This window comes from Jejubacter calystegiae (genome assembly GCF_005671395.1).
In the GTDB taxonomy this organism is placed as follows: Bacteria; Pseudomonadota; Gammaproteobacteria; order Enterobacterales; family Enterobacteriaceae; genus Jejubacter; species Jejubacter calystegiae.
Genome location: NZ_CP040428.1, coordinates 2,590,525 through 2,613,160, shown reverse-complemented (window position 1 = coordinate 2,613,160; position 22,636 = coordinate 2,590,525). Strand labels below are relative to the sequence as shown.

Sequence of the window (22,636 nt, the reverse complement as noted above, 5' to 3'; positions counted from 1 at the left end):
GGTTCCGTTCACTTTAAGGTGATTTCTCTTATGTTAGTTTCGGAACCGGTGAACGGAACAACCCACCGCATCATCATATTCCGTCGTTAATCATATACACAGCGACAAGGCTGTCGTTCCCCCACTCAGCGCATGTGCAAAATAATCACCTCACTACTGGCGGGATCGGTCGCCGCGCGCAGCGTTTTAACCTGCTCTGCCGTCACGGCATTGCCATTATTACCCCAGGCGCCACGGATATAGCTCAACACATCCGCGGCCTGCTGGTCGGAAAGCTGCCTGCGGTACGGCGGCATCCGGTAAGCGTCCGGCACGCCATCGGCCACCACCCTTCCGGAGCCGTTCAGGGTCACGTTAATCGCCGATGCGCTATCGACCTGCATTGAGGTAGCGCCAGCCAGCGGTGGGATCCACGGCGCCTGACCGCGACCGTCCGCCCCATGGCAACTGGCACAGCGGGCCGCGTAAACCGGCGCCCCCGGATGATCGCTATTCCCGGCATCGGCCTGATACTGCCAGGGCCTATCCGCATTGTTGCTGCCCGGCGGCAGCGCCTTCAGGTAGTGAGCCACGGCGCGCAGATCCTCATCGGTCATAAACTGGGTGGAGTTATTAAAGGCATCAGTCATGGAGCCGAACACCACCGAGTGTTTATTGCGCCCCTGCTTCAGGAAATCGTAGACGTCCTGCTCGCTCCAGCGGGCCATACCGGTATTGGTATCGCCGCGCAGGCTGGGGGCGTACCAGCCGTCCAGCAGGGCGCCCGCCAGGAAGTGCGGGCTGGTGGCATCCAGCCCTTTCTCGTTGAAGGCCGCGCCGCGCGGGGTATGGCAGCTACCGCAGTGCCCCGGCCCTTCCACAATATAAGCCCCCCGGTTCCACTGCGCGTCACGCTGCGGGTCCGGTTGCCAGGTGCCCTCACCGCTAAACGCCAGGTTCCAGAACGCCAGCGGCCAGCGCATATTCAGGGGCCAGGGGATGTCGCTCGCTTTATTCGGCTGACTGACCGGCTTCACGTCGTGCATAAACCAGGCGTACAGCGCCCGCACATCGTCATCGCTCAGTTTCACATAAGAGGGGTAAGGCATGGCCGGATAGAGCCGGTGGCCCTGCTTCGCCACCCCGTGGCGCACCGCCCGGTCAAAGTCGGCCAGGCTGTAATTGCCAATGCCAGTCTCTTTGTCCGGCGTGATATTGGTGGTAGTGATATTACCCACCGGCGTGGCCATCTCCAGCCCACCGGCAAAGGGGGCGCCGTCCGGCGTGCTGTGACAGGCCACGCAGTCGCTGAGCCGCGCCACATATTCGCCATGGCGAATCACATCTTCACCGGGCGTGGGCGCGCTGGCCTGTTTATCAAACGCGGAAGATGGCGGACGCAGCGCAAACAGCACAATGCCAATAATGACCAGCAACAGCAGCGTAAGGAAGATAATGCCTCTTCTTTTCGTCATGGTGTTATCCCCGATTCTTAGCGCGTCGGATTAGGAAAAGGTATAGCGCGACAGCGGCATACTGCGGATACGCTGACCGGTCAGCCTGGAGACAGCATTGGCCACCGCAGGCGGTACTGCAGGCAGCGGTGGTTCCCCCACACCGCCCATTTTTTCGCCGCTTTCAACAATCCGCACATGCACCCGAGCCATCCGCGCCGCAGGCAGGATCGGGTAGAGATCGTAGTTGCGCCCAACCGGTTTGCCGTGTTCATAGACGCACTCTTCCATCAGCACCTGCGATAATCCCAGCGCCACACCGCTGTTGACCTGGGCTTCAATAATCGCCGGATTCACAATGCTGCCGGGATCGATAGCCTGCCAGATGTCATGCACCCGAACTTCGCCGTTTTCGATAGAGACTTCGGCAATGGCGGCGGTCTGGGTGCCAAACGGAGATGCCATGGCAACGCCCCGGGCGCGGCGCGAACCGTCCGGGGTCGTAAAGGGGCCCGCTTTCCAGCCGCCGGACAGCGATTCCACCTCTTTCAGTAGCCGGGTCAGGCGCGGATTATCCTTTAACAGCCGCATACGCAAGGCGAACGGATCCTGCCCGCCTTTATCGGCTATCTCATCCAGAAAGCATTCGTAGAGAAAATCATTCATTGAGTTACCGACCGAGCGCCAGTAACCCGGCGTGACCGGGCTTTTATCGTAAATCTGAGCGATACGGCGGTTGGCGATGGCGTAAGCCTTGCCGGTCAGCCCTTCGACGGCGGTGTCGTCGATCTTGTCACCCTTACTCCCCGCCAGCCCTTCGGCGGGGCCTTCGCAGATGCTTATCGCCTCAAGCGCCACGGGCATTCCGTCGCTATCCAGCCCCGCCCGAAAGCGCACCGCAGCCATGGGCCGGTGGGTGTCGCGCAGGAACTCCTCTTCGCGGCTCCAGATAACCTTCACCGGCCTCCCCACCGCTTTGGCGAGTTCAATGGCCTGGGGATAGACCATGGCGGTGTCGTAGACGAAGTGACGACCAAAAAAGCCCCCCAGCAGCGGGGAGTGAATAATGATTTTTTCCGGCGCCAGCCCGGTGCGAGCTGCGACATCCGCCTGAAACATCTCCGGCGCCTGATTCGGCGTCCACAGTTCCAGGGTGCCGTCCGGATTAAAGCGGGCCAGGGTTGATGGTGGCTCCAGTTGAGCGTGATTCAGGTACTGGCTGTGATACGTGGCGCTAAGCGTGGTTTGCGCATTGTCCAGCGCCCCGGCCACATCGCCTTTCACCTCAGCATCATCCCCCTGACCTTCTTTATTCGCCAGCCGTTCGGCATAAGCATCGGAAGAGAAATCGGCAGGCATATAGCGGATTTTGTCACCGGCGGCGGGCTCCTGCCAGTCGACCTGTAACGCTTCCGCCGCCCGTTTTGCATGCCACCAGCGTTCCGCTACCACCGCCACGGCGCCGGGCAACTGATGCACCGAATGCACCCCTTTCATCTGACTGACCTGCTGCTTATTGCGAATAGTGCCGGGCGTCAACCCCAGGCGCGGCGCGTGCTGTACCGCCGCATGCAGCATATTATCCACCCGGCAGTCGATGCTGTAGATGGCCTGGCCGGTGGATTTTTGATGAACGTCCAGCCGCTTTACCGACTGGCCTATCCAGCGGAATTCCGACCGCGACTTGAGCGTGACGCTGTCGGGCGACGGCACCGGCAGATCCATGGCTCTGGCGGCCAGTTGACCGTAGCTCAGCTCACGCCCTGAACCGGCGTGAATCACCTTTCCGGGCTCGGTCGTGAGTTCGCCCACCGGTACGCCCAGGCTTTGGGCGGCGGCCTGAAGCAACATCTGGCGCGCCAGCGCGCCAAGGCGCCGCATGGTGTCGTAACTGGTGCGCACCGACATGCTGCCGCCGGTGAGGCGCTTGCCGATGTCCATCACCTGGTAGTCGGCCCCGGCTGGCGCGTTTTCGACCAGGAAACGGGCCGGATCGGCATCCAGCTCTTCCCCCACAATCTGGGCCATGGCGGTGAAGATCCCCTGTCCGCCTTCGACGAAGGGGCACTGAAAGCGAATGCGACCATCGGGATGGATTTCAAGAAACGCCGGAATCCGGGTACCAGGCGCCGCGGCCTGCGCGACGGCCTGAGCCCGAACTTCAGCAACGGGCAGACCAAATCCTAAAACAAAGGCCCCGGCGGCAACACCGGCCGAGGTCAGCAAAAAGCGGCGGCGAGAGAGGTTTACCGGCCCGCCGTTAGCCAGCGCCCGGCCCAGGCGATCGTTTCTGCTCATACCTGCTCCCCGTCTTTCGCCAGATCCTGGATAGCCGCCCGAATGGCGTTATAGGTGCCGCAGCGGCACAGATTGCCCATGGCCGCTGCAATATCGGCATCCGAAGGGTGTGGATTCTGCTTAAGCAGCGCGGTGGCCGCCATCACCTGGCCGGACTGGCAGTAGCCGCACTGGGGCACCTGATGCTTCACCCAGGCCACCACTACGCGCTTGCCGAGATCGTCGGCTTCGATTGCTTCAATGGTGGCGATCTTCTTACCTGCCGCCATTTCGACCGGCGTCACACAGGAGCGCACCAGCCGTCCATCCATCATCACGGCGCAGGCGCCGCACTGGGCAAGACCGCAGCCATATTTGGTCCCAGTCAGACCCAGGTCGTCACGAAGTACCCAGAGCAGAGGCGTATCGCCATCGGCGTCTACGTCCCGGACGCTGTCATTAATTTGTAGTTTCATTGCTCACCCGCTGTGATTGTTATTACATCGCGTGACCTGTCGGTAAAAAAGAGCGCACGCCGCCGCAGGTATCCGTGAGCTAACGTACTCAAGACACGATGAATTTAAGCCGAAGGCCATTTCAGTATAGACAGCTTATAGCGCGGGTCATGGATGACGCGCGGAGTCGGCCATTTTTGACCGAACCGCGCAAAACATAGAAATGATTAACCCAGCAACGGCCTTAGTTGCTGGCGGACCGACCTCGACACAGGGTTTACCTCATGGTCAACGCCTGAATGAATGACGCCGTCGTTTGCTCAACCCCCGACTGCGCCATGAGTAATGCGCTGCCAATCAGCACTGCGTCATAGCCAGCACTTAACGCCCGTACCGCATCGTGTGGATCACGCATAGCGCTGGCGCTGACAAGAAGTTCAGCTCCACAGCCTCTTGCCAGTGAATACAACGCCAGACTGTGATCCACTGTGCCATTGTCTTTCTCCTGCTGGCGAATATCGCGATTGCATACCGCCAACACCGAACCACCGGGGAGGTGTAAACCATCAAGTTGGGTCACTTCACTGGCTTCAATAAATGGTGTTAGCCCCTGATTCAGAGCCTGCTCCGCCAGTCGCAATATGTCCTGACGCCGCAGCAGTTGAGCGGATAACAGTACCGCTTCAGCACCGGCTTCCCGACTTTCACGAAGCTGCACCGTTCGCGTGATGAAATCTTTACGTAATATTGGCGCAGGCACGGCTTCAGCAATCTGTTGCAAAAGCGCCAGAGATCCCTGATGCCAGCGCCCGGTCGTCACCGACAGGCAAGCCGCCCCCTGAGCCACATAATGACGGGCGATCTCTACCGGAAAACGCCCGCGCAACAGGTCGCCGTACTCCGGGGAAAAGGGTTTAATTTCTGCGATCAACGGCGCAGCCGTACCCCGCAATGCCTGAATAAAAGCATTCCTCACCTGGCCCTCCTCAATTCACGGCAAAACGCCTGAGTCTGCCGGAGTAGCACCAGCGCCTTACCCGAATCCAGGATCCCGCGCGCCAGCCGCATACCATCCTGTAATTTATCCACTCGTCTGGCAATCAACAGCGCGGCGGCGGCATTCCAGGCGACGGCGTCAAGCGCTTCGTCACAATCTTTTCCTGCCAGTATGCATTGCAACCGCTCCGCGTTTTCAGTCACATTGCCACCACGGATCCGAGAGATATCGCCTGAACGATATTCTTTCCCCACACCATCCACCAATTCGTGCCACTGACTGGCGCCGTGACGCTGCCGTACCCACCAACACAGATTGAGGCCAAATGGTAGCATCTCGTCGGCGCCGACAGTCGCATGCGTGAAGAGCAGATTATCCAACGCCAGCTCTTGTGCGGCACAGGCCAGGACGCGTAACAATTCAGGATTCGCCGTACCAATCACCTGCCCCTTAAGTTCGTAAGGACATAGCAGAGGTCCCAACCGATTGACGATCTGTCCAATCAGCCTGAACGATAGCGGCTGACAAGCCTGCACCAGACGACGACACAGCGCCGGATAGCGGGCGCCGGGCACAAAGCCTATGCCCAACTCTTCCAGCATCCTAATCAGTACCTCGTCGTCTGCAGGCACACGAATCCCCAGGCGCTCCAGCACATCCTGCGCCCCTACCCGGCTACTATATGCCCGGGAGCCGCTTTTCAGCACCCGAACTCCCGCCGCCGCCGCGACAAAGGCTGCGGTCGTTGAGATATTGAACGTCTCCATACCACCGCCAGTGCCAACTATATTCACGGCGTCCTGCACTACTGGCAGGCGAGTTTTCGGATATGCGCTATTCACATAGCGTAAAAACGCCAGTGCCGTTTCAGTCTCCAGTGGTCGGCTGGAAAGCGCCCCCAACACGGCTAACACCATTTGCGGGGTCTGCTCCCCCCGATCCACCTGGCGCCAGAAATCGATCATTGTCTCACTGTCTGGCTGGCGCTGATTCACTAAAGCACTGAGAAAAGCATCGGCCACTTCTCGCTCCTTACTTCCGGTAGCAGTCACATCAACGTACTGCTTCTAATTTACGATCGACGAATCGGGATATTTCCCCCAGCGAACTGAACAGATCCACACTCAGTTCTTCTGGCTGAACCACAATGCCAAAATCGCTTTCCAGGTAAGCAACCAGCTTCAATACGCCCAAACTATCAATAATTCCGAAATCGACCAGGTTCAGATTCTCATCAAACTCCTCGGGTGGAATATCCGGTGCAAATTCTTCACTTAAAAAAGTCGCAATAGTTGCCTTGAAATTCATACTTAGTCTCCTTGTGATGAAATAACTACGGATTAAACTGCTGAGTAATGCTGCGGCGACATAACTTGCCGTTGCTGTTTTTTTCCAAAGGTGTTTTGCTCTGATGATAACGGCGCGGCAGCGCATAAGGCGGCAGATAGCGCGCCATATACTGGCGCAGCATCAATGTATTCCACGCCTCGCTGCCATAGGCCACCAGTTCCAGTTGGCGCTCTCCGTCTCGCTGACTGACAAACGCCACACACTCTTCTACGCAGCCACTGCGCAGTGCGATTTGTTCCACATCCAACAGGTCTACACGAAAACCGTTCAGCTTAACGATCCAGTCACATCTTCCCAGGAAGTGAAAAATCCCCTGTTCATCACGACGTACGCGATCGCGAGTACGGAAGTAGCGTTTACCGTCAAACTGACGAAAAACCTCCTGGGTTAACCGCGCATCGCCATAACCCGCCATTAACGTTGGACAGTGCACCCACAACTCACCGCCTGCTACTGGATCTACCGGCTGCTGTTGGTCATCCAATAACAGCCAATCGGTATAGGCCAATGGATAGCCCAGGGGCACAATACCGACGATGGGCGTTTTTGGGCAGCGATAGCAAAATGTATCGTTAGCTTCGCTGCTGCCATAAATGTTGTAGAACTCAGCGTCAGGAAACAGCGCAATCAGGCGCGTCAGTAATTCCCCCTGCATAGGTTCACCAGCAAACATCACCGCGCGCATATCAGGAAAACGCGCCAGTTCATCGCTCATGAGTAATAAACGCAGAGACGTCGGGGTGGAATGCCACACGGTGGCGCGCTGCTGGTGGCAAATTTGCCGTAACCGGGCGCCGCTACCGGCTTCGCTTTCTGTGGTCAAAATTAAGGTCGCACCGGCGCGAAAAGTGGCGAACAGATCGAGAAAGGTCAGATCAAACGCCAGCGGCGCATGATTCAATACGCGATCGGCAGCACTCAGATTGAATTCATTGATTACCCAGTCGGTAAAAGCATAGATTTGCGCTGCGCCAATATGCACCGATTTTGGCAACCCGGTAGAGCCGGAAGTATGCAGAATCGCCGCCATGGGCTGGCTAACCGCGCTGTTCATAGGCTCTGCCAGGCGAATCGGATTATCAATATTGATAACAGGCAACGCCATCTGCCCGGCAATCACGCGCACGATCGCATCGCTGTGACTGTCCGTCAGTACCGCACGGGGTTGCAAGGTGCCGAGAATGGCTTTTAAACGTTCCACCGGATAGCTGGCATCCAATGGCGCATAGCACCCCCCAATACTTAACACCGCAACAATAGCCTGAACCGCGTCAATACTTTTCTTCATCACTAACGCGTAGACCGGGCGCTCAACCTGCAGCGGAGGTAGCGCCTGCGCCAGATTGTGTGCACCATCCGCTAACTGCTGATAGCTGAGCCACCGTTCGCCGCACCGTACGGCAACGGCCTGCGAATTCCTGGCGGCGAAAACCCAGGAGGCTAAATGTTGGGGCAGGATATCATTCATCTTCACAACCCCAGCATCGCGGCAAGGCGATTGCGTTGAATGTCCGAACTCCCCGAATAAATGACGCCTCCCACCGCGTCACGTAGCTGTTTCTCTATCCCCATTTCCGCCATATAACCCGAGCCGCCGAACAGTCTGACCGCATCCAGAGCGGTTGCCACATTGCTTTCGCTGATTATCAACTTGGCAGCAGCAATGTCACCGGAGGTATTTTTACCGCTATGTAACGAATCCGCCGCTCGCAGCAGCCAATATTGCGCTGTCTCAACCTGCAAGTGCATATTCACCAGCCGATGCGACACGGCCTGATTCTTACCTATCGGCTCACCAAACTGATGACGCGTTTTAGCCTGAAGCAAACACTGGGCCAGACGACGTTTCATCTCCCCGACCTGACAGGCAAATACGCATAGCACTTCCCACTTCATCACGAAATCGAGAATGGCGAATCCCATACCCGCCTTACCTAACAAACACTCATCGCTGACATAGACGTTAGTGAGGTAAACATCTCCCAACGGCGACGTTTTTAAGCCCATTTTGTGCCCGGCAGGGCCGGTAATGACGCCTTCCAGGTGAGTATCAACCACAAAAGCACTATATCCCCCCAGTGAACCACGAGAGCGATCGGTGCAGGCATAAACCACCACATGGCTGGAGATCGGCCCGTTAGAGACAAATATTTTGGTGCCATTCAGAACCCAACCGCCAGGCACTTTAACCGCCGTGGTGTTCATAGCAAAAGCGTCTGAACCACTTTCAGCCTCAGTAATGGCATGAGCACCAATAGCGTCTCCGGCAATCAGAAGGGGCAACAAACGTTGACGCAATGTTTCAGAACCAAAGCGTTCAATCGGCAGACAACTACTGCACAAATGCGTACAGAGGGCAAAACTCAGCCCACCATCGAGACAAAGTTCGCCAAAACAGGACAGAAAACGCGCCGCCTGAGGGGCATTCAGTCCCAGACCACCCGCCTTCTGGCTGTTAAGTAATCCGGTCAGACCGCTCGCTTTCAGCCGTTGCCAGCGCGACTGACTAAATTGTCCCCGCAGTTCATCTTCCAGCCAGCCCTGATTAATCGCCTGGCTCCAGTTCCCCACCTCCGACAGCAGCGCCTCAAGCAGGTCATCAGTCATTACCTTCATATCCTTATCCATTCGTACTCATGTCCTGTTAAATGGGGTTATTTCCCGATGGCCGTGAAAAGATCAGGCTGCCATTCAGACCGCCAAATCCCAGAGAATTACTCATTGCCCAATCAGTCACGACAGGCAGCGCCCGATCCCGCATGGGCAGGCGAAAGTTCATTGTCGCCATCGGTTGATTGCAGGTCGTCATCGGCGGAACGCATTGCTCCCGCAGGACGTTAATCGTCAACACAGCTTCAAGCGCTCCGGCGCTGCCCAATAAATGCCCAACGCTGCTTTTGGTAGAACTGACCACCTGTTCGCTGGGTTCGCTGCCAAACACCTGCTGCATTGCCAGCAATTCACTACTATCATTGGCCTGCGTGCCGGTTCCATGACAGTTGATATACCCCGGTATCCCCTCTGTACCCGCCAGGGCCTGTCGCATGGCGCGTACCAACCCATCAGGATTCGGCGCAGTCAGATGATGGCCATCTGCCGCCAGGCCAAAGCTACGAAAGATGGCCAAAGGCCGAACTCCGCGCGCAATGGCGTGTTCCAAATCTTCCAGAACCAGCATTGCGGCGCCATCTCCCATCACCATACCTTTACGATTTTCATCAAATGGACGACAGGCGTCTGGAGCGACGGCCCGCAGAGCATTAAATCCGGCAAAATCAGCTTCGCGAACCTGATCGCATCCGCCAGCCAGCATCAGAGGGGTATCACCTTGCCGAACTCGCTCAAAAGCATGACTCAGCGCCGCGGCACCGCTCACGCAGGCACACGAAAAAACGCTGACGCTTCCCCCCAGTTGCAAGAGTTCAGCCAGTAAATAAGCGGCACTGCTCAAAGCACCATAGCGCGCGTCCTCGGTCGTACCGCCAGAAGCGAAACTATCCATGCTACCGCCGCTGGTCGTCGCAAGACTCAGCCCCATGCAAGAGATATCCACATTGTCCAGAGAGGCCTGACAAAGCGCCTCCCGGGCCGCAAGCCAACCATAACCAGCGCAAGGCAAGCGTTGATACAACGCGGGAGAAGCAGGCCAGCAGGACTGCAACTGGCGCTGCCACAACGCCTGCGGATCTACGGTATAGGTATTCTGAGAACGGAAACCGGCGCTGTCGAAATAGGTCGGTGGTGCAGGTAAAGCGCCACCAGCCAACAAATGACGCCAAAGCGCCTGAAGGCCAACAGCATCACGGGTTACCGTCCCCATCCCCGTCACTGCAACCGTTTTAAATTGCATAGGTTTCTCCTGATTGGCCCAGATTAAAGCGAACTCCTGCGGCACCATTAGCGGTAAAGTGATGTAATAAATATTCGCCTTTGATATCTGGCGAAGAGAGGAAGAAATGAGCTAATTGCAATAATGGACAGGCTCCCAACGCCTGGGGCAGATCCTGAACGCTATGCCTGCGGAAACCAGCGCTATAGCCGCCCAACACCTCCTCTTCCAGTTGACGAGCGCCAGGGTGAGGAGAGTGGTTAGTTAACACGTTAATCGCGGCATCTCCTTGCGGCCATGAAGCCGCGATTTTTTGCCAACGCGCAGGCAACGTTGCCAAGGAGCCGCCCAATCGTATTACCTGAAGCAGTTCGGCCATCACCGACGCCTGACGCGCCACCGCACTACTATAGGTTTCCAGTAGCAGTATGCTGAGGTTATCGCTATACAGTCCCGCTTGCTCTTCGCCCGTGATTTCTCGTAAGTGCTCTTCCAGCAACGGAGAAAAATGCTCATAACCCACCACGATCACTCGCTGACAGCGCCCACTCAATAGCCAGTCATTCGCCATCATCAGCGCATCCAGTCCGGCAAATTCGCCAGAAACGACGGCCGCAGTAGGACCTAATAAAGTGAATTCAATACTAGCGGCGGATAAAGGGAAGCTGTGTGTCGCTTTAGCGAATTCAATAACGTCAACGCCTCGCGGACCTTTTTGCCATAAAGCATCAGAAATATTCTGGGTTGTACTCATACAACCGTAATAGGAACCAGAGACCAGCCCGGTATCGGTACCGCGTATGTCGTCGATACCCAATCCTGCCTGTTGAAACAGGCGTTCACATTGCTGGTTCAGTAGCATCGAAAGCAGCGTCTGACGTTTAGACTGATGGGACAGGGCCAATAACTCTTCATCATCAGTAAAACGAATCACCGAAGTATTTTCGCGGCAATGGTTCGCAGCAACTACCGGTTGTGGCAATAATTTCACTGCGCCAGTAAAGACAATTCTTTCCTTCATAAATCAACCTGCCGTAATCTTAATTTCACCGAGCTGGAGAACCTCAGTTTAAATAAAACAAACATCTTTATGCATCCATTTATATATTCAAGCATCACAAAATATATTATATTTTTCAGGCGCAGGCATCAGCTCCCATTATAAAGCTTTCAACCATCGAGCTCGGCTTTGGAAACCAGCGTTATTTTTTGACATAAAACGCATAAGTCAAAATAACGATAAATAACAAAAACTCACCGATTTATCACAAAAAATATCACACACATTCAAAGCTAATGATGGCACCGACAACTTTACCCAAAAGAAACAAATAGATATCATCGATATGATAAAAAAGGCCATTGTCATTTTGCTATTTAACATCACTGAACATTCATTGTATTAGCTGTGGGACAGGCCTTTAATAAAAGGCATTAACATAAGAGAAACGGAGAGCATTATGACCATGAGAGGTGCAAATGGAGCAAAGTAGCCTTCCTTATGACAAGGAGAAAATAGCGATCCTTAAAGGCGTTGTTAAAAAGTACAACATGGATGGTTATCCGCTCACAGCAATAAATAATGTGAGTTGCACCATTCCCAAAGGGGAAATAACTTTTGTTTACGGTCCTTCTGGTAGCGGAAAATCCACTTTCCTGAATATATTGGGAATGCTGGACAAACCAGAAGAAGGTGAAATCAATATCCTGGGGCAGGATGTGCTGGCCTTAAACGACAACCAGGCCGCCGATTTTCGCGCTAAACACATCGGCTTTATTTTTCAATCTTTCAACCTGCTCCCGGTACTTTCTGTTCGCGAGAATGTTGAATTTCCGCTGTTGCATCATGGATTATCACATCACGAACGACGAGAGAAAGCCGAATACTACCTGGAATCCGTCGGACTGAAGGAGTATGTGGATCGTCGCCCTGGCGCGATTAGTGGAGGACAGCGGCAGCGGGTAGCTATCGCCCGGGCTTTAGTCACGACCCCTGCACTGGTCATCGCCGATGAACCAACCGCCAATCTTGATTCCAGTACCTCAGATGAAATCATTCAGTTAATGCTGGATATGCGTAGCCATTTCAATACCAGCTTTGTGATTTGTACGCATAACGAAAACTTACTCAACGAGTCAGGACGTCTGATTCACATTGTCGATGGCAAATTACAGAACATTGGGGTCAAGCAATGATTTGGCTAATCGCACTGCGTAACTTACTGAAGAACGGTCGCCGTTCGGTTATTACCATTACGTCTATCGGTATTGGCGGTTTAGCGATGATGCTGTTTGGCGGTTTCGTTACGTCGATCTATTTCGGCGTCCAAACCTCGATGATTCAGGAGCAAGGGCAGTTGCAGATCTATCAAAAAGACTATCTGAAATTTGGCGCTGCCGATCCTGATAACTACGCCATCGACAACTATCAAGCGGTTACCGATCTGCTACTGAGAGACCCTGTACTAAAAAAAGAAATCTCGGTGATCACGCCACAGATTTATCTGGCCGGTATTGCCGGTGTTGTCACTACCGATAACAGCAAAACGTTCCAGGGGCGCGGTATCGAACCGGAGGCGGTCGATAAAATGCGTCAATGGGATGGCTGGCATGTTCAGGTGTCAACTCCCCCTACCGGCCTGCAACAAAACAATCGAGAAGGTTCCGTCATCGGTGTTGGCATGGCTCGTCTGCTCGGCTTATGCAAGCCTTTGGAGATTCCGAATTGCCAGGATCCACCATCGTTGAAAAAAATCATCGCCGATGAAGGCATCGATGTTAGCGGTTTGATAGACGGCGAGGACAAGGAGCAACTCAACCAGCAAATCGACAATGAAAAAAGTACACAGCTCAACCTGCTGGCAGCCAGCGCAGAAGGCGCGCCAAATATCGTCAGCGTGTATGTCAAAAAAGCCCAGACCCAGGCGCAACGCGCCCTGGACAACGCCTTTATCATGATGCATTTCGAACTGGCCCGTGAACTGTTATATGGCGATCAGCCGCGGGCGACGGTGCTACTAGTGCAGTTGAAAGATCCAAACCAGGCTGAACGGGTTAAGCAACTTATCCAACGAAAATTAAACGATGCGGGCATGAATCAGGAGGTGTTTCATTTCAATGAGGTTGATCCCTCATTCGACCGTATCTTCGCCATGTTTTCCTTTATCTTTGGCGTCGTCTCGCTCTTCCTCGGCATCGTGATTATTTTCACTATCACCAACACCATCAACCTGACGGTCATGGAACGGGTGAGTGAGATCGGTACCATCCGGGCCATGGGTTTTCGCCGCAGCTTTATCATGCGAATGTTTATGTCCGAAAGCGCCCTGATGGGGCTCTTCGGCACCCTGACGGCTCTGATTTTGGCGCTGATTGCCAGCACAATAATCAACAACATGAAGCTTAACTGGACCCCCCCCAGCAATGCTACGCCAATTGTCATTAATCTGATGGTTCTGGAAAACCCGATGCTGACATTAAGCATCATGGCCTTCCTGTTCAGCCTTTCTGTATTAGCCGCGATTTGGCCAACCTACAAAGCATCGCGTATGAACATGATTTCCGCAATTCACCACGCCTGACAGGAGTCTTATGATGCTGAAACCTTTACATCTACTATATCTGATAACAGCATTTAGCCCCCTGCCCTCCCTTGCGGAGCAGGCGCAGGCGCAGGATATTTTGCAGCGTTCTGATGCGATCCGTAACCCGCAGTCCTCGTTTGTGGTCAAGGTGGCGCTAAAACAGTACGAAGGTAATCAACTCACCGATGAGAATCGCGTGACTACACATTCACGCCAGAATACCAAAGGCCAGTTTCTCACTATCGTTCATATTGATTATCCGAGTCGCGACCGCGGCAAGTTGTTACTCCGTAATGACAACATATTGTGGTTTTACGATCCGAAATCCAAAGCCTCGGTGCGTATGTCGCCGCGCCAGCGCCTGCTGGGCAACGCCTCTAACGGTGACGTCATTACGTCAAATTTTACCCAGGATTATTCGGCCGTATTGCAAGGGGAAGAGAGCATCGTGGATGGAGACCGCCAGGCACGCGCGGCGTGGAAATTACGCCTGTCTTCCATCAATGACTTTGCCCCTTACAAAGCGATCGAGTTGTGGGTCGATAAAGAGAATGACCGCCCTCTAAAAGGTAAATTCTACGGCGGCAGCGGTAGGTTATTGAAAGTAGCCTGGTATCGCAAATGGCAACAGGTGTTTGACCGCATTCGGCCAACAGAAGTGCTCATCAGCGATGGCTTTAATCCCAATAAGGTAACGCTGATGCAAATGAGCAACTATCGTCAGCAAGATCTGCCCCTGCCATGGTTTAATAAAGAGTGGCTATCACATTTTAGCCCGCAGGGGGGCGTGTGAAACAGACACGTTCACTGTTAACCTTCATGGGCTGTTTGCTCAGCCTGACAGTCTATGCGGATGATTTTGAGCTCCCCACGCTACCGGACTCAGTGCCAACGACGGAGGCGACAGCGAATTTACTGGCACCGTTCAATCTGGAGTTTAAGAACCAGGGAATGGCGAACTGGCGCAAACACGACAGCGCGATTACTACCGGGCGCATTTCAGCCCGGTTGTACGGCCAGGGTTCGTTAGACGAGTCATTTAACATTGAGTTAAATACCCGTCTGCGAACACAAATAAACAATCGCAAAAATTATCAGGCCCAAAATGATATCCGTGTGGATGTGCAATCCCTGGCCTTTAGCTATAGCACCAATTCCACATGGCGTTGGCTGGCCGGGCGCACTAACATCCGTAATGGCGTTGCCAATGGTTTTAACCCAACCGATTGGTTTAAAGCGAATAGCCAGGTCATTTTCGAAAGTCTTGATGCGGCCGATCGACGCGAAGATCGTCTTGGCGTGGTTGCGCTGGAGGGCATCTGGCTCCACGCGGATAACCTGCTCAGTTTCGGATACCGGCCAGATCTGCGCGCCAAACCGGATACCCTAACCAGCGATAGCGACATTGTAGGGCTAGGACTGGATCGCACCAACAACCGCGATGCGTTGTTCGTAAAATATGCCCCATCCCCGGATTCATGGAACAACCTTTCACTCACCGTCAGTTCCCTGTATCAGAGCAACCAGCCCAGCCTGGGCGCCGAAGTGAGTCTGGCTATGCGGGATAATCTGGTGTTATACAGCGAATGGTTCGTCCAACGCAGGCAAAATTTGACCAACGAGGCGTTGAACGTCAATAACGGTACGATGCGATTATATCATCAATTAGCGAGTGGCGTTACCTGGTCTGTTCCAGAAAGCATAGCCAGTAGCGAGGATATTTCACTGAGTGTCGAATTTCACTTTAACGAAGCGGGACTGAAACAATCACAAATGGCAAGCTGGCGTCAGGCCATTACGCAAAACGACACCAGAGCATTACGCATCGCCGCATTAGCCGGAGAAAAACAGGAGCCCTTAGCCAGGCAGCAACTCTTTGGCCGCTTTGCGTGGAACGATTTTTGGGACGATAACGATCTCTCATTAATCACTACCGTTACCCCAATGGACGGCAGCGGTTTCAGTCAGATAACACTGAGTGCCCCCATACACCCCACCTCTCGCATTGAAATAACAGGCTATCACTATTTTGGTAACAGCAACACAATATATGGCAGCGCCGGACGTAAAAACGGAGCGATGATGACATTCTTCTATACCTTGTAATTCCGGAGGGAAATGACATATGGAGGCATTATTGATTGATGATGATATTGAACTGTCTGAACTTCTTCAGCAGCAAATGGCTACCTACAGCATCAACCTGACGCTTTGCCATCTTCCTTCTACTTTATTGGTGTTGATCAATCAGCGACGATTTGACGTAATCCTACTGGACATTATGTTACCGGAAATGAGCGGTTTTGAGCTCTGCCACCTGCTGCGGAGCAGAGAACATTTAAACCGTCATACGCCATTTATTATGCTAACGGCGCGCAATGAAACCGTTAATCTGATTGCCGGACTGGAAGCAGGCGCCGACGACTACGTCAGCAAGCCATTCGAAACCCGCGAACTGGTGGCGCGCATGTTCGCCGTATGCCGCCGCAATCGTCCACAGCTCACCGCCTTAATACCGGATATAGAAACCGTGACGAGTGGTCCGCATAAAATTACGCTGAGTATGTCCCAGGCCTGGGTAACGGTCAACGATCAACCTCTAAAAGTCACCTCAACCGAAATGGCCATCCTTGCCCAACTGATGCAAAGGCCAGGAAAAATATATCTGCGCGCCGAACTTGAGCTACAGATATTGACACATGCCCGGCAAACACAGCGTAGTATTGATACTTTAATTTATCGGTTACGTAGCAAAATTCGGGCCGTGACCGGCGACGAGATATTTATCTACACTATCCGCTCTCATGGTTATATGTTACGCGGCGCCCCCAGCCTATCGGGTTCGACACAAGGGACTGATTTGCATGATTAAGTGGTTTTTATCCCGAACAGTATTTTCCATGCTATGGATTAATACCGTGATCTCCACCTGTGTACTGACGCTAGTACTGGTTTTTACCCTGCAACGCGTTGCGGATGAGCATCCGCGGCGCTACCTTTCCAAAACCCTATTTTTCAATTTAGTTGCCGATAAGACCCCCGAGCAATTGATGAAAATAGATATCGATGGTGTCCATCTATTGAGCATTCCGGTAAACAAAATGAATGACCCCATCTATGCCTCCTATTTGTCACTGATGAATATGGCGCTGCAAGATCCCGATGGTATCGCCATGACTGCCAGCGGCAACCGCTATATGGCGGCAGTACACAACAACGACCACTTCATCATTTTACCCAGGTTTGGCCGTAGCCTTACCTCTCAGGCCTGGTATCTGATTGGCTGGTTAGTTGCCGCCATTGCCCTGATCCTGGTGGCGAACTTCTACTCGATCCACCTATTGACGCGTCCATTCATTGAGCTGCGTCGCGGGGTTAAACATGCCAATCAGGGCGATCTTAACTATCAAATTCCGTTGGAAAAGACGTATGGCGAATACCGAATATTAGCAAAAAGTTTCAATCACATGCTGCACCGGTTACGTCATATCCATGAAGCCCGGCGCCATATGCTATTGGCTATTCCCCATGAAGTGCGTACACCGTTGGCAAGACTGAAAGTACGTAAGGATCTGATCACCGATGAGCCACTGCGTCTGGCGATCCTCGGCGATATTGTCAATATTGAACGTATTCTTGACGCCATCCTTTATACCGAGAAGACCCAATCCGGAGAGGGAGATCTCGTATTACGCAAGCTCGATCTCCCTTCCATCTTCCAGGAAATCATTGAAGAACAGCAGAACGGTAAAAGCCCCATTGAACTAAAGATTTTTACCGACAGGACTCAGTTCTACAGTCATCCCGTCATGTTGGTCGTCCTTATGCGCAATCTGATTAGCAATGCGGTGTTCTATGGACTGGAACAACCGGTGACCGTGACTGTTGCCCGCATGGACGACAGCCTGATTATCACCGTAACCGATCAAGGGATCGGTATCGCAGAGGAATTGCAACCCTTCCTGACCGAGCCTTTCTGGCGTACCGATCAATCACGCCAGCGCGAATCTGGTGGCTATGGCCTGGGGCTATATATCTGTAAAACCATTGTCGAAAGCTTACATGGACAGTTAAGAATTGAAAGCAAACCCAAACAGGGTACCAGCGTGCAGGTCACCTTACCGAACGCTTTCAACGCTACTGATTCAGAGAGATGATTACATGCGCCCCTGAAAGCACACTGTCCGCCACTGACTTTCTGGATCACCTATTCACCAGAAATTCAGGATTTTCTTGCCCAAATATTACCGCCCGGTGTTGATGATCGACGGGCTCAGGCAATCCACTGTATTGTGCCGTGCGCGATCGGATCCGCTACGGTGTCTACGACGAAGCTATGGACAGAAACGGGCTACGCGCAATCGACGTGCCTGATCGTCCGTGATTTGCCGATGTATGCAACCACCTCAGTTCACCACGCCCGCGGGAATATGCCAGCGGCGATGTTTTTCACTTTCACGGTCTGGTGGAGTTGTGTCTGGATGGCAAAAACCGGCTAAAAGCCACGCCAGTTTTCAACCGCCGGCTGTGCCTCCTTTATAAAATGACACCGCTGGATTTTGATGGTTATCACGATAGTCTGCACCATCCATTCGATGAACAAGGAAATAAATATATGAAGTAGCATGGCAGCTTTGGCGATCCCCCATACACCTGGCTCATTTAACGGACTACGAAAACAACATCCGAAAATATTCACCCGGGAGGCTCCACAAAAAAAACACACTGATAAGGGGTGTATTAAGCGAATAACGCCCCTGTGGTTGCGTATAATAACGCAACCACAGGGGACTCCCATGGCAGGGTGTTTTTTTACCGCGCCAATAACCGCTGTACCGCTAACTCAGCAGAATGCAAACACCCTTCCATTGTATGCCCCTCCAGATAATCTCCGGCAATCTCCAGACCGTCGATTTCTGCGATACCACCAAGCAGAATGTGTTTCACCCGGCTGAAATAAGGCGCATAGGCGCAAATCCCGCCCATATGACGCGTCACTTTTACCGCCACTCGTCTTCCTGAGATCGGTAAATATCGCGAAAACTCGCGCTCTGCCCGCTCAATAAGTATATCATCCGGAAATTGCAGGATCTGACGGGCCGCTATACCAGACAAAGTGAAACGTACCTGTTCAGGTTGATACTGGCGGTTGGCGGAGCAATGCCCTAATATTGAACCAGGATTAAACATAATTGAGTTAATGCCATCGCGGAATACGGGCTTATCATACAAAGCATTAATCATTGCCAACGGGTAATAGCGAATTCGCTCGCAGGCTTCCCTAATCGCTATTGGCAATGTCAACAGGCGTTTAAAAACATGCGCTGGAACGGCTGAAATCACGGCATCCGCCATAATAGTCTCTTCGCCTTTAGCGCCTTTAACCACCAATCCCTTCACCTTACCCTGTTCAATCAGGATACGCTCGACCCGTTCACCAAAACGGATATGTTTCCCATTAGCCAGCGCCTGATGAAAACGCTGTATACCACCCTGAATGGCAAAATGCTCTCCCTTTCCAAAGCCGGAAGTAAACAACATCAGCTGCGATGGGAAGATCTCTTCCGGCTCTGCGGCTCCCATAATAATGGAAAACATACGTATCGGCCCCGCCAACAGAGAAGGGGCGAAATGGCCGGCAGCCGGTTTATAATCCCAGCGTTCTTCAACCTGCTGAATCAATCCCTGACTATGATTTAATTCATGGGCGTGTTTACGCGAATAATCGAGAAAACGTTTAAGCTGTAGCGAGCCGCGCACACCCAGCTGCATCGCAAGACGCAGATCGCCGCTTAACGTGCGACGTTTATCCAGTTTAACCAGCCTGTCATTCAGTACGATATGAAAATCCGGATGCTGGGGATCAAACCCGGTAATATCAAATTCTCGCAACAACGCATTAAAACGCAGCCATTGCGAAGAAAAATTCTTGCCGCCCACTTCAAATAGCGTTCCCTCCTCCTCGACGCCTGCCGCACGCCCTCCGAGTTGCCCCGAAGTTTCATAAATCACGCTGTCTATCCCCTGCTGTGCCAGATAGTGCGCAGCCCCTAATCCTGAAACGCCTGCACCAACAATATGTACAGTCTTCTTCATACCTCGCTTCCTTTCTTTAATTGCAGAGACTTTTCCTTTACGCGCAGGGAACGAAGGGTATGAATGTCACATCGGGCGAAACAACGACCTGCTGCCCACAAATCCGCTCCACGACTAAAATATTTGCCAGTCTCTTTTTCCTCCTTCATGTCGGTTCGCATGGAAAAAGTGCTGCCTGCCTGCAACGGCAGACTCTGGCTCATACTCACGCCCAATAAAACATCGCGCAAACGCGCCGATTCCATATCATTCAGAAATCGCTGTAACTGCATGAAGGTTTCCAGAAGCACCAGAGGGTGCGTCTGCCCATCGCTGTCGGCCAACAAATTATCACGATGCGGTGCCAGGGCATGGCATTCAAGGCCCCCCTGCGGTAACGGGTATGGCTGAGCGATCATCACGTTTTCTACTCGACGTTTATTGACGCGACTTTTGTCTACCGCCTCACAGCTACTCACGCCGGGCGGCTGTCTCAACAACCCGGGCGGTAACTCAACAAACTGCCAACAAATCGTGGCTCTCGGCACCTGGTGCTGACTGACAGTAACTTCACTACACCACTTTCCTGCCTGAAGCTTCATACTGGCGTCCAATTGAATCGGGCCATCAAACAGGCAATACTTTGTGAAGCGGGCTTGTAAGCCCGTAGCGAACCATGCCTTTTCCCCTGGTAACAGCTGTAGAGCAATCTGATGTGCACCTTCCAACAACAGCAAACCTGGAATATGGTCATGCGGATGATCGAAGAAAAAAGCGTGCTGTTGGTCAACAGCCAGTTGTGCCCGCACACCGTTTTCGCATCGCTGAATCTGCATAATCACCTGATTTTCCACACGTTGGCGTAGTAGCCGTGGCTCAGTCATCATTCCCCCTCTGGTTAACCAATGGAATAAGCGTTTTTTCCAGCGCGATGACGGCATCGCGCCCTTTATTCAATGCATCGCCGATCGCGGCGCAAGCCAGACTACCAACAATCGCAATGTCAGCACCCTGTCGATAAGCAACCGCCACATCTGCGGCGCTTTTCAAACCGAACCCCAGAGCCACAGGTAGCGTAGAATCCGCTTTAAGTCGCTGAATCTCGCGCCGGATGCGTTCGGGATCGACGTATTGATGGCCTGAGCGCCCAAAGTGCGAAACCAGATAGATAAAGCCACCTGATTGCTGTAAAACCTGGCTGCGTATTGCTTCACCACTATCTGGATATAGTGTGCCAATCACCGCTAACCCTGCCTGCCTGGCTTGCTGATAAAAAGTTGCCCGGATTCGGGGTGGCAGCCCATGAGGCAAAATAGCCGCAGCGCCGGCCTGACGTAGCGCCTGCAAGATTGGCAAGATCTCACGTCGACTGAATTCATGGCTGTAATCCAACAACACCACGATATGAATTTGAGAAGAAAATTCCCGCAGTAGCGGCAACAAATCCCGCCAACCTACACCAGCCGCCAGTGCCCGACGGTGTGCATCCCGCATTACTTCACCATCAGTAAACGCATTAGGAAAAGGCGCACACAGTTCCACTATTGCGATCCCCTGACGCACGCAGCAGGACAGTAGCTGGCGAGTTAATTCCAACCCACCGTCGCCTGCCATCAGCGTGATACATAACGCGCGAGGCGGCAGGTTTTCTAAAGCACAAAAAACGCTATCCATGATGATTTACCCCGTCGTGTAATGCTTGCAGCAACGGTAAAAGTGGCACACCAATACGCCCTTCATGGCGTGCAGCACTGTCAATATCCAACGCTTCAACGCCTGGCATAGCCGCGAAATCGGCTATGGTGGTAATGCCTATGCCTCCCGCCAGCCAGACTCTTCTTCCCTGAAGCCGCTCAACCATTTTCTTGATAACGCGTTGCGGCAATGCCTGACCAGTGCTGCCAATTCGCTGGCGACTAACAAATCTATCGATCAGGTAGATGTCGACCCCAGCATCGTCATAATCCTTCAGCCACCGCAATTCCGGGCAAACACCGTTATCATCAACGTGTAGTGTTTTAATGACATTAATACCTTGCTGTTTCAGGCAAAGAACTTCCGACGGCGGTGTAAAACCATGCAACTGCAGCCACTGAATATTGCAATCGTGTAGCATTTCCATCAGTCCTGGATTAGCAGGCTGTACGCAAACGGCTATAGGTTGAGGTCCATCACAAGCGGCAGCCAATATCCGTAATGTCATTTCGGTTAACGAACGAGGGTGTCCATTAATGCCTGTCCATAGCCCAACATAATCCACTGCATAGCGGTTTAATAACGCAATCTCATCCAGGATGGTAGCGCCACATATCTTTATTTTCATAACTACCCCCTCATTATCCCTAACGATCTTCAGCATACGCCGAACCAAAAAAATTGAGGGAATCATTATCTATTTTTATAAAGCAAAAAATAACAAAGCATCACATAAAACTTATTCAGCCATATACCAATCCTATACACCAGTCTGTAGCACTCCCCCCTCGCATTCAGCCAAAGAGCTTGAAATTTTATCGTGACTATTTGCGACAAATGCCAATAAAAAAACAACAATTAGAACCAAATCAAAATTAGCTAATAAAATTGGCACATTTGGATATTTCCATTATTACTGGAAAGTCGTTAATTTCACATTG

The 22,636-nt window shown here is 52.8% G+C and carries 20 protein-coding genes; 6 read left to right on the top strand and 14 right to left on the bottom strand.

The window, feature by feature from the left end:
* Positions 1–125: 125 nt before the first annotated feature.
* From FEM41_RS11950 to FEM41_RS11905, 10 genes are all read right to left on the bottom strand, one after another.
* Complete coding sequence (locus tag FEM41_RS11950; RefSeq protein ID WP_138096186.1) at positions 126–1,454, bottom strand: c-type cytochrome; 1,329 nt, start codon at positions 1,452–1,454, stop codon at positions 126–128.
* A gap of 30 nt (positions 1,455–1,484) precedes the next feature.
* On the bottom strand, positions 1,485–3,731 hold the full coding sequence (locus tag FEM41_RS11945; protein WP_138096185.1) for a xanthine dehydrogenase family protein molybdopterin-binding subunit: 2,247 nt from the start codon (positions 3,729–3,731) through the stop codon (positions 1,485–1,487).
* The gene (locus tag FEM41_RS11940; RefSeq protein WP_138096184.1) at positions 3,728–4,186 is read right to left on the bottom strand and encodes a (2Fe-2S)-binding protein; all 459 of its coding nucleotides are present in this window, start codon (positions 4,184–4,186) and stop codon (positions 3,728–3,730) included. The genes FEM41_RS11945 and FEM41_RS11940 overlap by 4 nt, the downstream gene beginning before the upstream one ends.
* A 256-nt stretch (positions 4,187–4,442) precedes the next feature.
* Positions 4,443–5,141 (bottom strand): beta/alpha barrel domain-containing protein, encoded by a 699-nt coding sequence (locus FEM41_RS11935; protein ID WP_168198793.1) that lies wholly within the window; start codon positions 5,139–5,141, stop codon positions 4,443–4,445.
* Positions 5,138–6,184 carry an anthranilate phosphoribosyltransferase gene (gene trpD, locus FEM41_RS11930; RefSeq protein WP_138096182.1) on the bottom strand — a complete coding sequence of 349 codons (1,047 nt, stop codon included), beginning with the start codon at positions 6,182–6,184 and terminating at the stop codon, positions 5,138–5,140. Before trpD ends, FEM41_RS11935 begins: the two co-directional genes overlap by 4 nt.
* Before the next feature lie 31 nt (positions 6,185–6,215).
* Entirely contained in the window at positions 6,216–6,470 is a 255-nt protein-coding gene (locus FEM41_RS11925) for an acyl carrier protein (RefSeq protein WP_168198792.1), read from the bottom strand.
* A gap of 25 nt (positions 6,471–6,495) precedes the next feature.
* Positions 6,496–7,980 (bottom strand): AMP-binding protein, encoded by a 1,485-nt coding sequence (locus FEM41_RS11920; protein WP_138096180.1) that lies wholly within the window; start codon positions 7,978–7,980, stop codon positions 6,496–6,498.
* Between the two features lie 2 nt (positions 7,981–7,982).
* A complete protein-coding gene (locus tag FEM41_RS11915; protein ID WP_168198791.1) occupies positions 7,983–9,128 on the bottom strand; it encodes an acyl-CoA dehydrogenase family protein in 1,146 nt (381 codons plus the stop codon).
* 28 nt (positions 9,129–9,156) lie between these two features.
* The gene (locus tag FEM41_RS11910; RefSeq protein ID WP_168198790.1) at positions 9,157–10,362 is read right to left on the bottom strand and encodes a beta-ketoacyl-[acyl-carrier-protein] synthase family protein; all 1,206 of its coding nucleotides are present in this window, start codon (positions 10,360–10,362) and stop codon (positions 9,157–9,159) included.
* The gene (locus FEM41_RS11905; protein ID WP_138096177.1) at positions 10,352–11,362 is read right to left on the bottom strand and encodes a beta-ketoacyl synthase N-terminal-like domain-containing protein; all 1,011 of its coding nucleotides are present in this window, start codon (positions 11,360–11,362) and stop codon (positions 10,352–10,354) included. The genes FEM41_RS11910 and FEM41_RS11905 overlap by 11 nt, the downstream gene beginning before the upstream one ends.
* 458 nt (positions 11,363–11,820) lie before the next feature.
* Here FEM41_RS11905 and FEM41_RS11900 point away from each other — a divergent pair, with 458 nt between their 5' ends.
* From FEM41_RS11900 to FEM41_RS11875, 6 genes are read left to right on the top strand one after another with little or no spacing between them, the layout of a single operon-like run.
* Positions 11,821–12,537 (top strand): ABC transporter ATP-binding protein, encoded by a 717-nt coding sequence (locus tag FEM41_RS11900; RefSeq protein WP_138096176.1) that lies wholly within the window; start codon positions 11,821–11,823, stop codon positions 12,535–12,537.
* Positions 12,534–13,922, top strand: a complete 1,389-nt coding sequence (locus FEM41_RS11895) for an ABC transporter permease (protein ID WP_138096175.1) — start codon at positions 12,534–12,536, stop codon at positions 13,920–13,922. The genes FEM41_RS11900 and FEM41_RS11895 overlap by 4 nt, the downstream gene beginning before the upstream one ends.
* Positions 13,923–13,932: 10 nt before the next feature.
* Positions 13,933–14,718, top strand: coding sequence for an outer membrane lipoprotein-sorting protein (locus tag FEM41_RS11890; protein WP_138096174.1), 786 nt, complete (start codon positions 13,933–13,935; stop codon positions 14,716–14,718).
* A complete protein-coding gene (locus FEM41_RS11885; protein ID WP_138096173.1) occupies positions 14,715–16,031 on the top strand; it encodes a hypothetical protein in 1,317 nt (438 codons plus the stop codon). Before FEM41_RS11890 ends, FEM41_RS11885 begins: the two co-directional genes overlap by 4 nt.
* 19 nt (positions 16,032–16,050) lie before the next feature.
* Positions 16,051–16,797, top strand: a complete 747-nt coding sequence (locus tag FEM41_RS11880) for a response regulator transcription factor (protein ID WP_138096172.1) — start codon at positions 16,051–16,053, stop codon at positions 16,795–16,797.
* Complete coding sequence (locus tag FEM41_RS11875; protein WP_168198789.1) at positions 16,790–18,082, top strand: sensor histidine kinase; 1,293 nt, start codon at positions 16,790–16,792, stop codon at positions 18,080–18,082. Before FEM41_RS11880 ends, FEM41_RS11875 begins: the two co-directional genes overlap by 8 nt.
* 655 nt (positions 18,083–18,737) lie before the next feature.
* Here FEM41_RS11875 and FEM41_RS11870 read toward each other — a convergent pair.
* Genes FEM41_RS11870 through FEM41_RS11855 form a run of 4 tightly spaced genes read right to left on the bottom strand, consistent with a single transcriptional unit; the run spans position 18,738 to position 22,359 of the window.
* On the bottom strand, positions 18,738–20,021 hold the full coding sequence (locus FEM41_RS11870) for a protoporphyrinogen/coproporphyrinogen oxidase (protein WP_138096170.1): 1,284 nt from the start codon (positions 20,019–20,021) through the stop codon (positions 18,738–18,740).
* A complete protein-coding gene (locus tag FEM41_RS11865) occupies positions 20,018–20,887 on the bottom strand; it encodes an AfsA-related hotdog domain-containing protein (RefSeq protein WP_206665526.1) in 870 nt (289 codons plus the stop codon). The genes FEM41_RS11870 and FEM41_RS11865 overlap by 4 nt, the downstream gene beginning before the upstream one ends.
* Positions 20,877–21,674 (bottom strand): tryptophan synthase subunit alpha, encoded by a 798-nt coding sequence (gene trpA / locus FEM41_RS11860; protein WP_138096168.1) that lies wholly within the window; start codon positions 21,672–21,674, stop codon positions 20,877–20,879. Before trpA ends, FEM41_RS11865 begins: the two co-directional genes overlap by 11 nt.
* Entirely contained in the window at positions 21,667–22,359 is a 693-nt protein-coding gene (locus tag FEM41_RS11855; RefSeq protein WP_168198788.1) for a phosphoribosylanthranilate isomerase, read from the bottom strand. The genes trpA and FEM41_RS11855 overlap by 8 nt, the downstream gene beginning before the upstream one ends.
* Positions 22,360–22,636 lie beyond the last annotated feature (277 nt).

What these genes read in the sequence shown, in the direction of transcription:
- FEM41_RS11950 (WP_138096186.1), bottom strand. Translation starts at nt 1,454, where the DNA reads ATGACGAAAAGAAGAGGCATTATCTTCCTTACGCTGCTGTTGCTGGTC.
- FEM41_RS11945 (WP_138096185.1), bottom strand. Translation starts at nt 3,731, where the DNA reads ATGAGCAGAAACGATCGCCTGGGCCGGGCGCTGGCTAACGGCGGGCCG.
- FEM41_RS11940 (WP_138096184.1), bottom strand. Translation starts at nt 4,186, where the DNA reads ATGAAACTACAAATTAATGACAGCGTCCGGGACGTAGACGCCGATGGC.
- FEM41_RS11925 (WP_168198792.1), bottom strand. Translation starts at nt 6,470, where the DNA reads ATGAATTTCAAGGCAACTATTGCGACTTTTTTAAGTGAAGAATTTGCA.
- FEM41_RS11920 (WP_138096180.1), bottom strand. Translation starts at nt 7,980, where the DNA reads ATGAATGATATCCTGCCCCAACATTTAGCCTCCTGGGTTTTCGCCGCC.
- FEM41_RS11915 (WP_168198791.1), bottom strand. Translation starts at nt 9,128, where the DNA reads ATGAAGGTAATGACTGATGACCTGCTTGAGGCGCTGCTGTCGGAGGTG.
- FEM41_RS11910 (WP_168198790.1), bottom strand. Translation starts at nt 10,362, where the DNA reads ATGCAATTTAAAACGGTTGCAGTGACGGGGATGGGGACGGTAACCCGT.
- FEM41_RS11905 (WP_138096177.1), bottom strand. Translation starts at nt 11,362, where the DNA reads ATGAAGGAAAGAATTGTCTTTACTGGCGCAGTGAAATTATTGCCACAA.
- FEM41_RS11900 (WP_138096176.1), top strand. Translation starts at nt 11,821, where the DNA reads ATGGAGCAAAGTAGCCTTCCTTATGACAAGGAGAAAATAGCGATCCTT.
- FEM41_RS11895 (WP_138096175.1), top strand. Translation starts at nt 12,534, where the DNA reads ATGATTTGGCTAATCGCACTGCGTAACTTACTGAAGAACGGTCGCCGT.
- FEM41_RS11890 (WP_138096174.1), top strand. Translation starts at nt 13,933, where the DNA reads ATGATGCTGAAACCTTTACATCTACTATATCTGATAACAGCATTTAGC.
- FEM41_RS11880 (WP_138096172.1), top strand. Translation starts at nt 16,051, where the DNA reads ATGGAGGCATTATTGATTGATGATGATATTGAACTGTCTGAACTTCTT.
- FEM41_RS11875 (WP_168198789.1), top strand. Translation starts at nt 16,790, where the DNA reads ATGATTAAGTGGTTTTTATCCCGAACAGTATTTTCCATGCTATGGATT.
- FEM41_RS11870 (WP_138096170.1), bottom strand. Translation starts at nt 20,021, where the DNA reads ATGAAGAAGACTGTACATATTGTTGGTGCAGGCGTTTCAGGATTAGGG.
- FEM41_RS11865 (WP_206665526.1), bottom strand. Translation starts at nt 20,887, where the DNA reads ATGATGACTGAGCCACGGCTACTACGCCAACGTGTGGAAAATCAGGTG.
- trpA (WP_138096168.1), bottom strand. Translation starts at nt 21,674, where the DNA reads ATGGATAGCGTTTTTTGTGCTTTAGAAAACCTGCCGCCTCGCGCGTTA.
- FEM41_RS11855 (WP_168198788.1), bottom strand. Translation starts at nt 22,359, where the DNA reads ATGCTGAAGATCGTTAGGGATAATGAGGGGGTAGTTATGAAAATAAAG.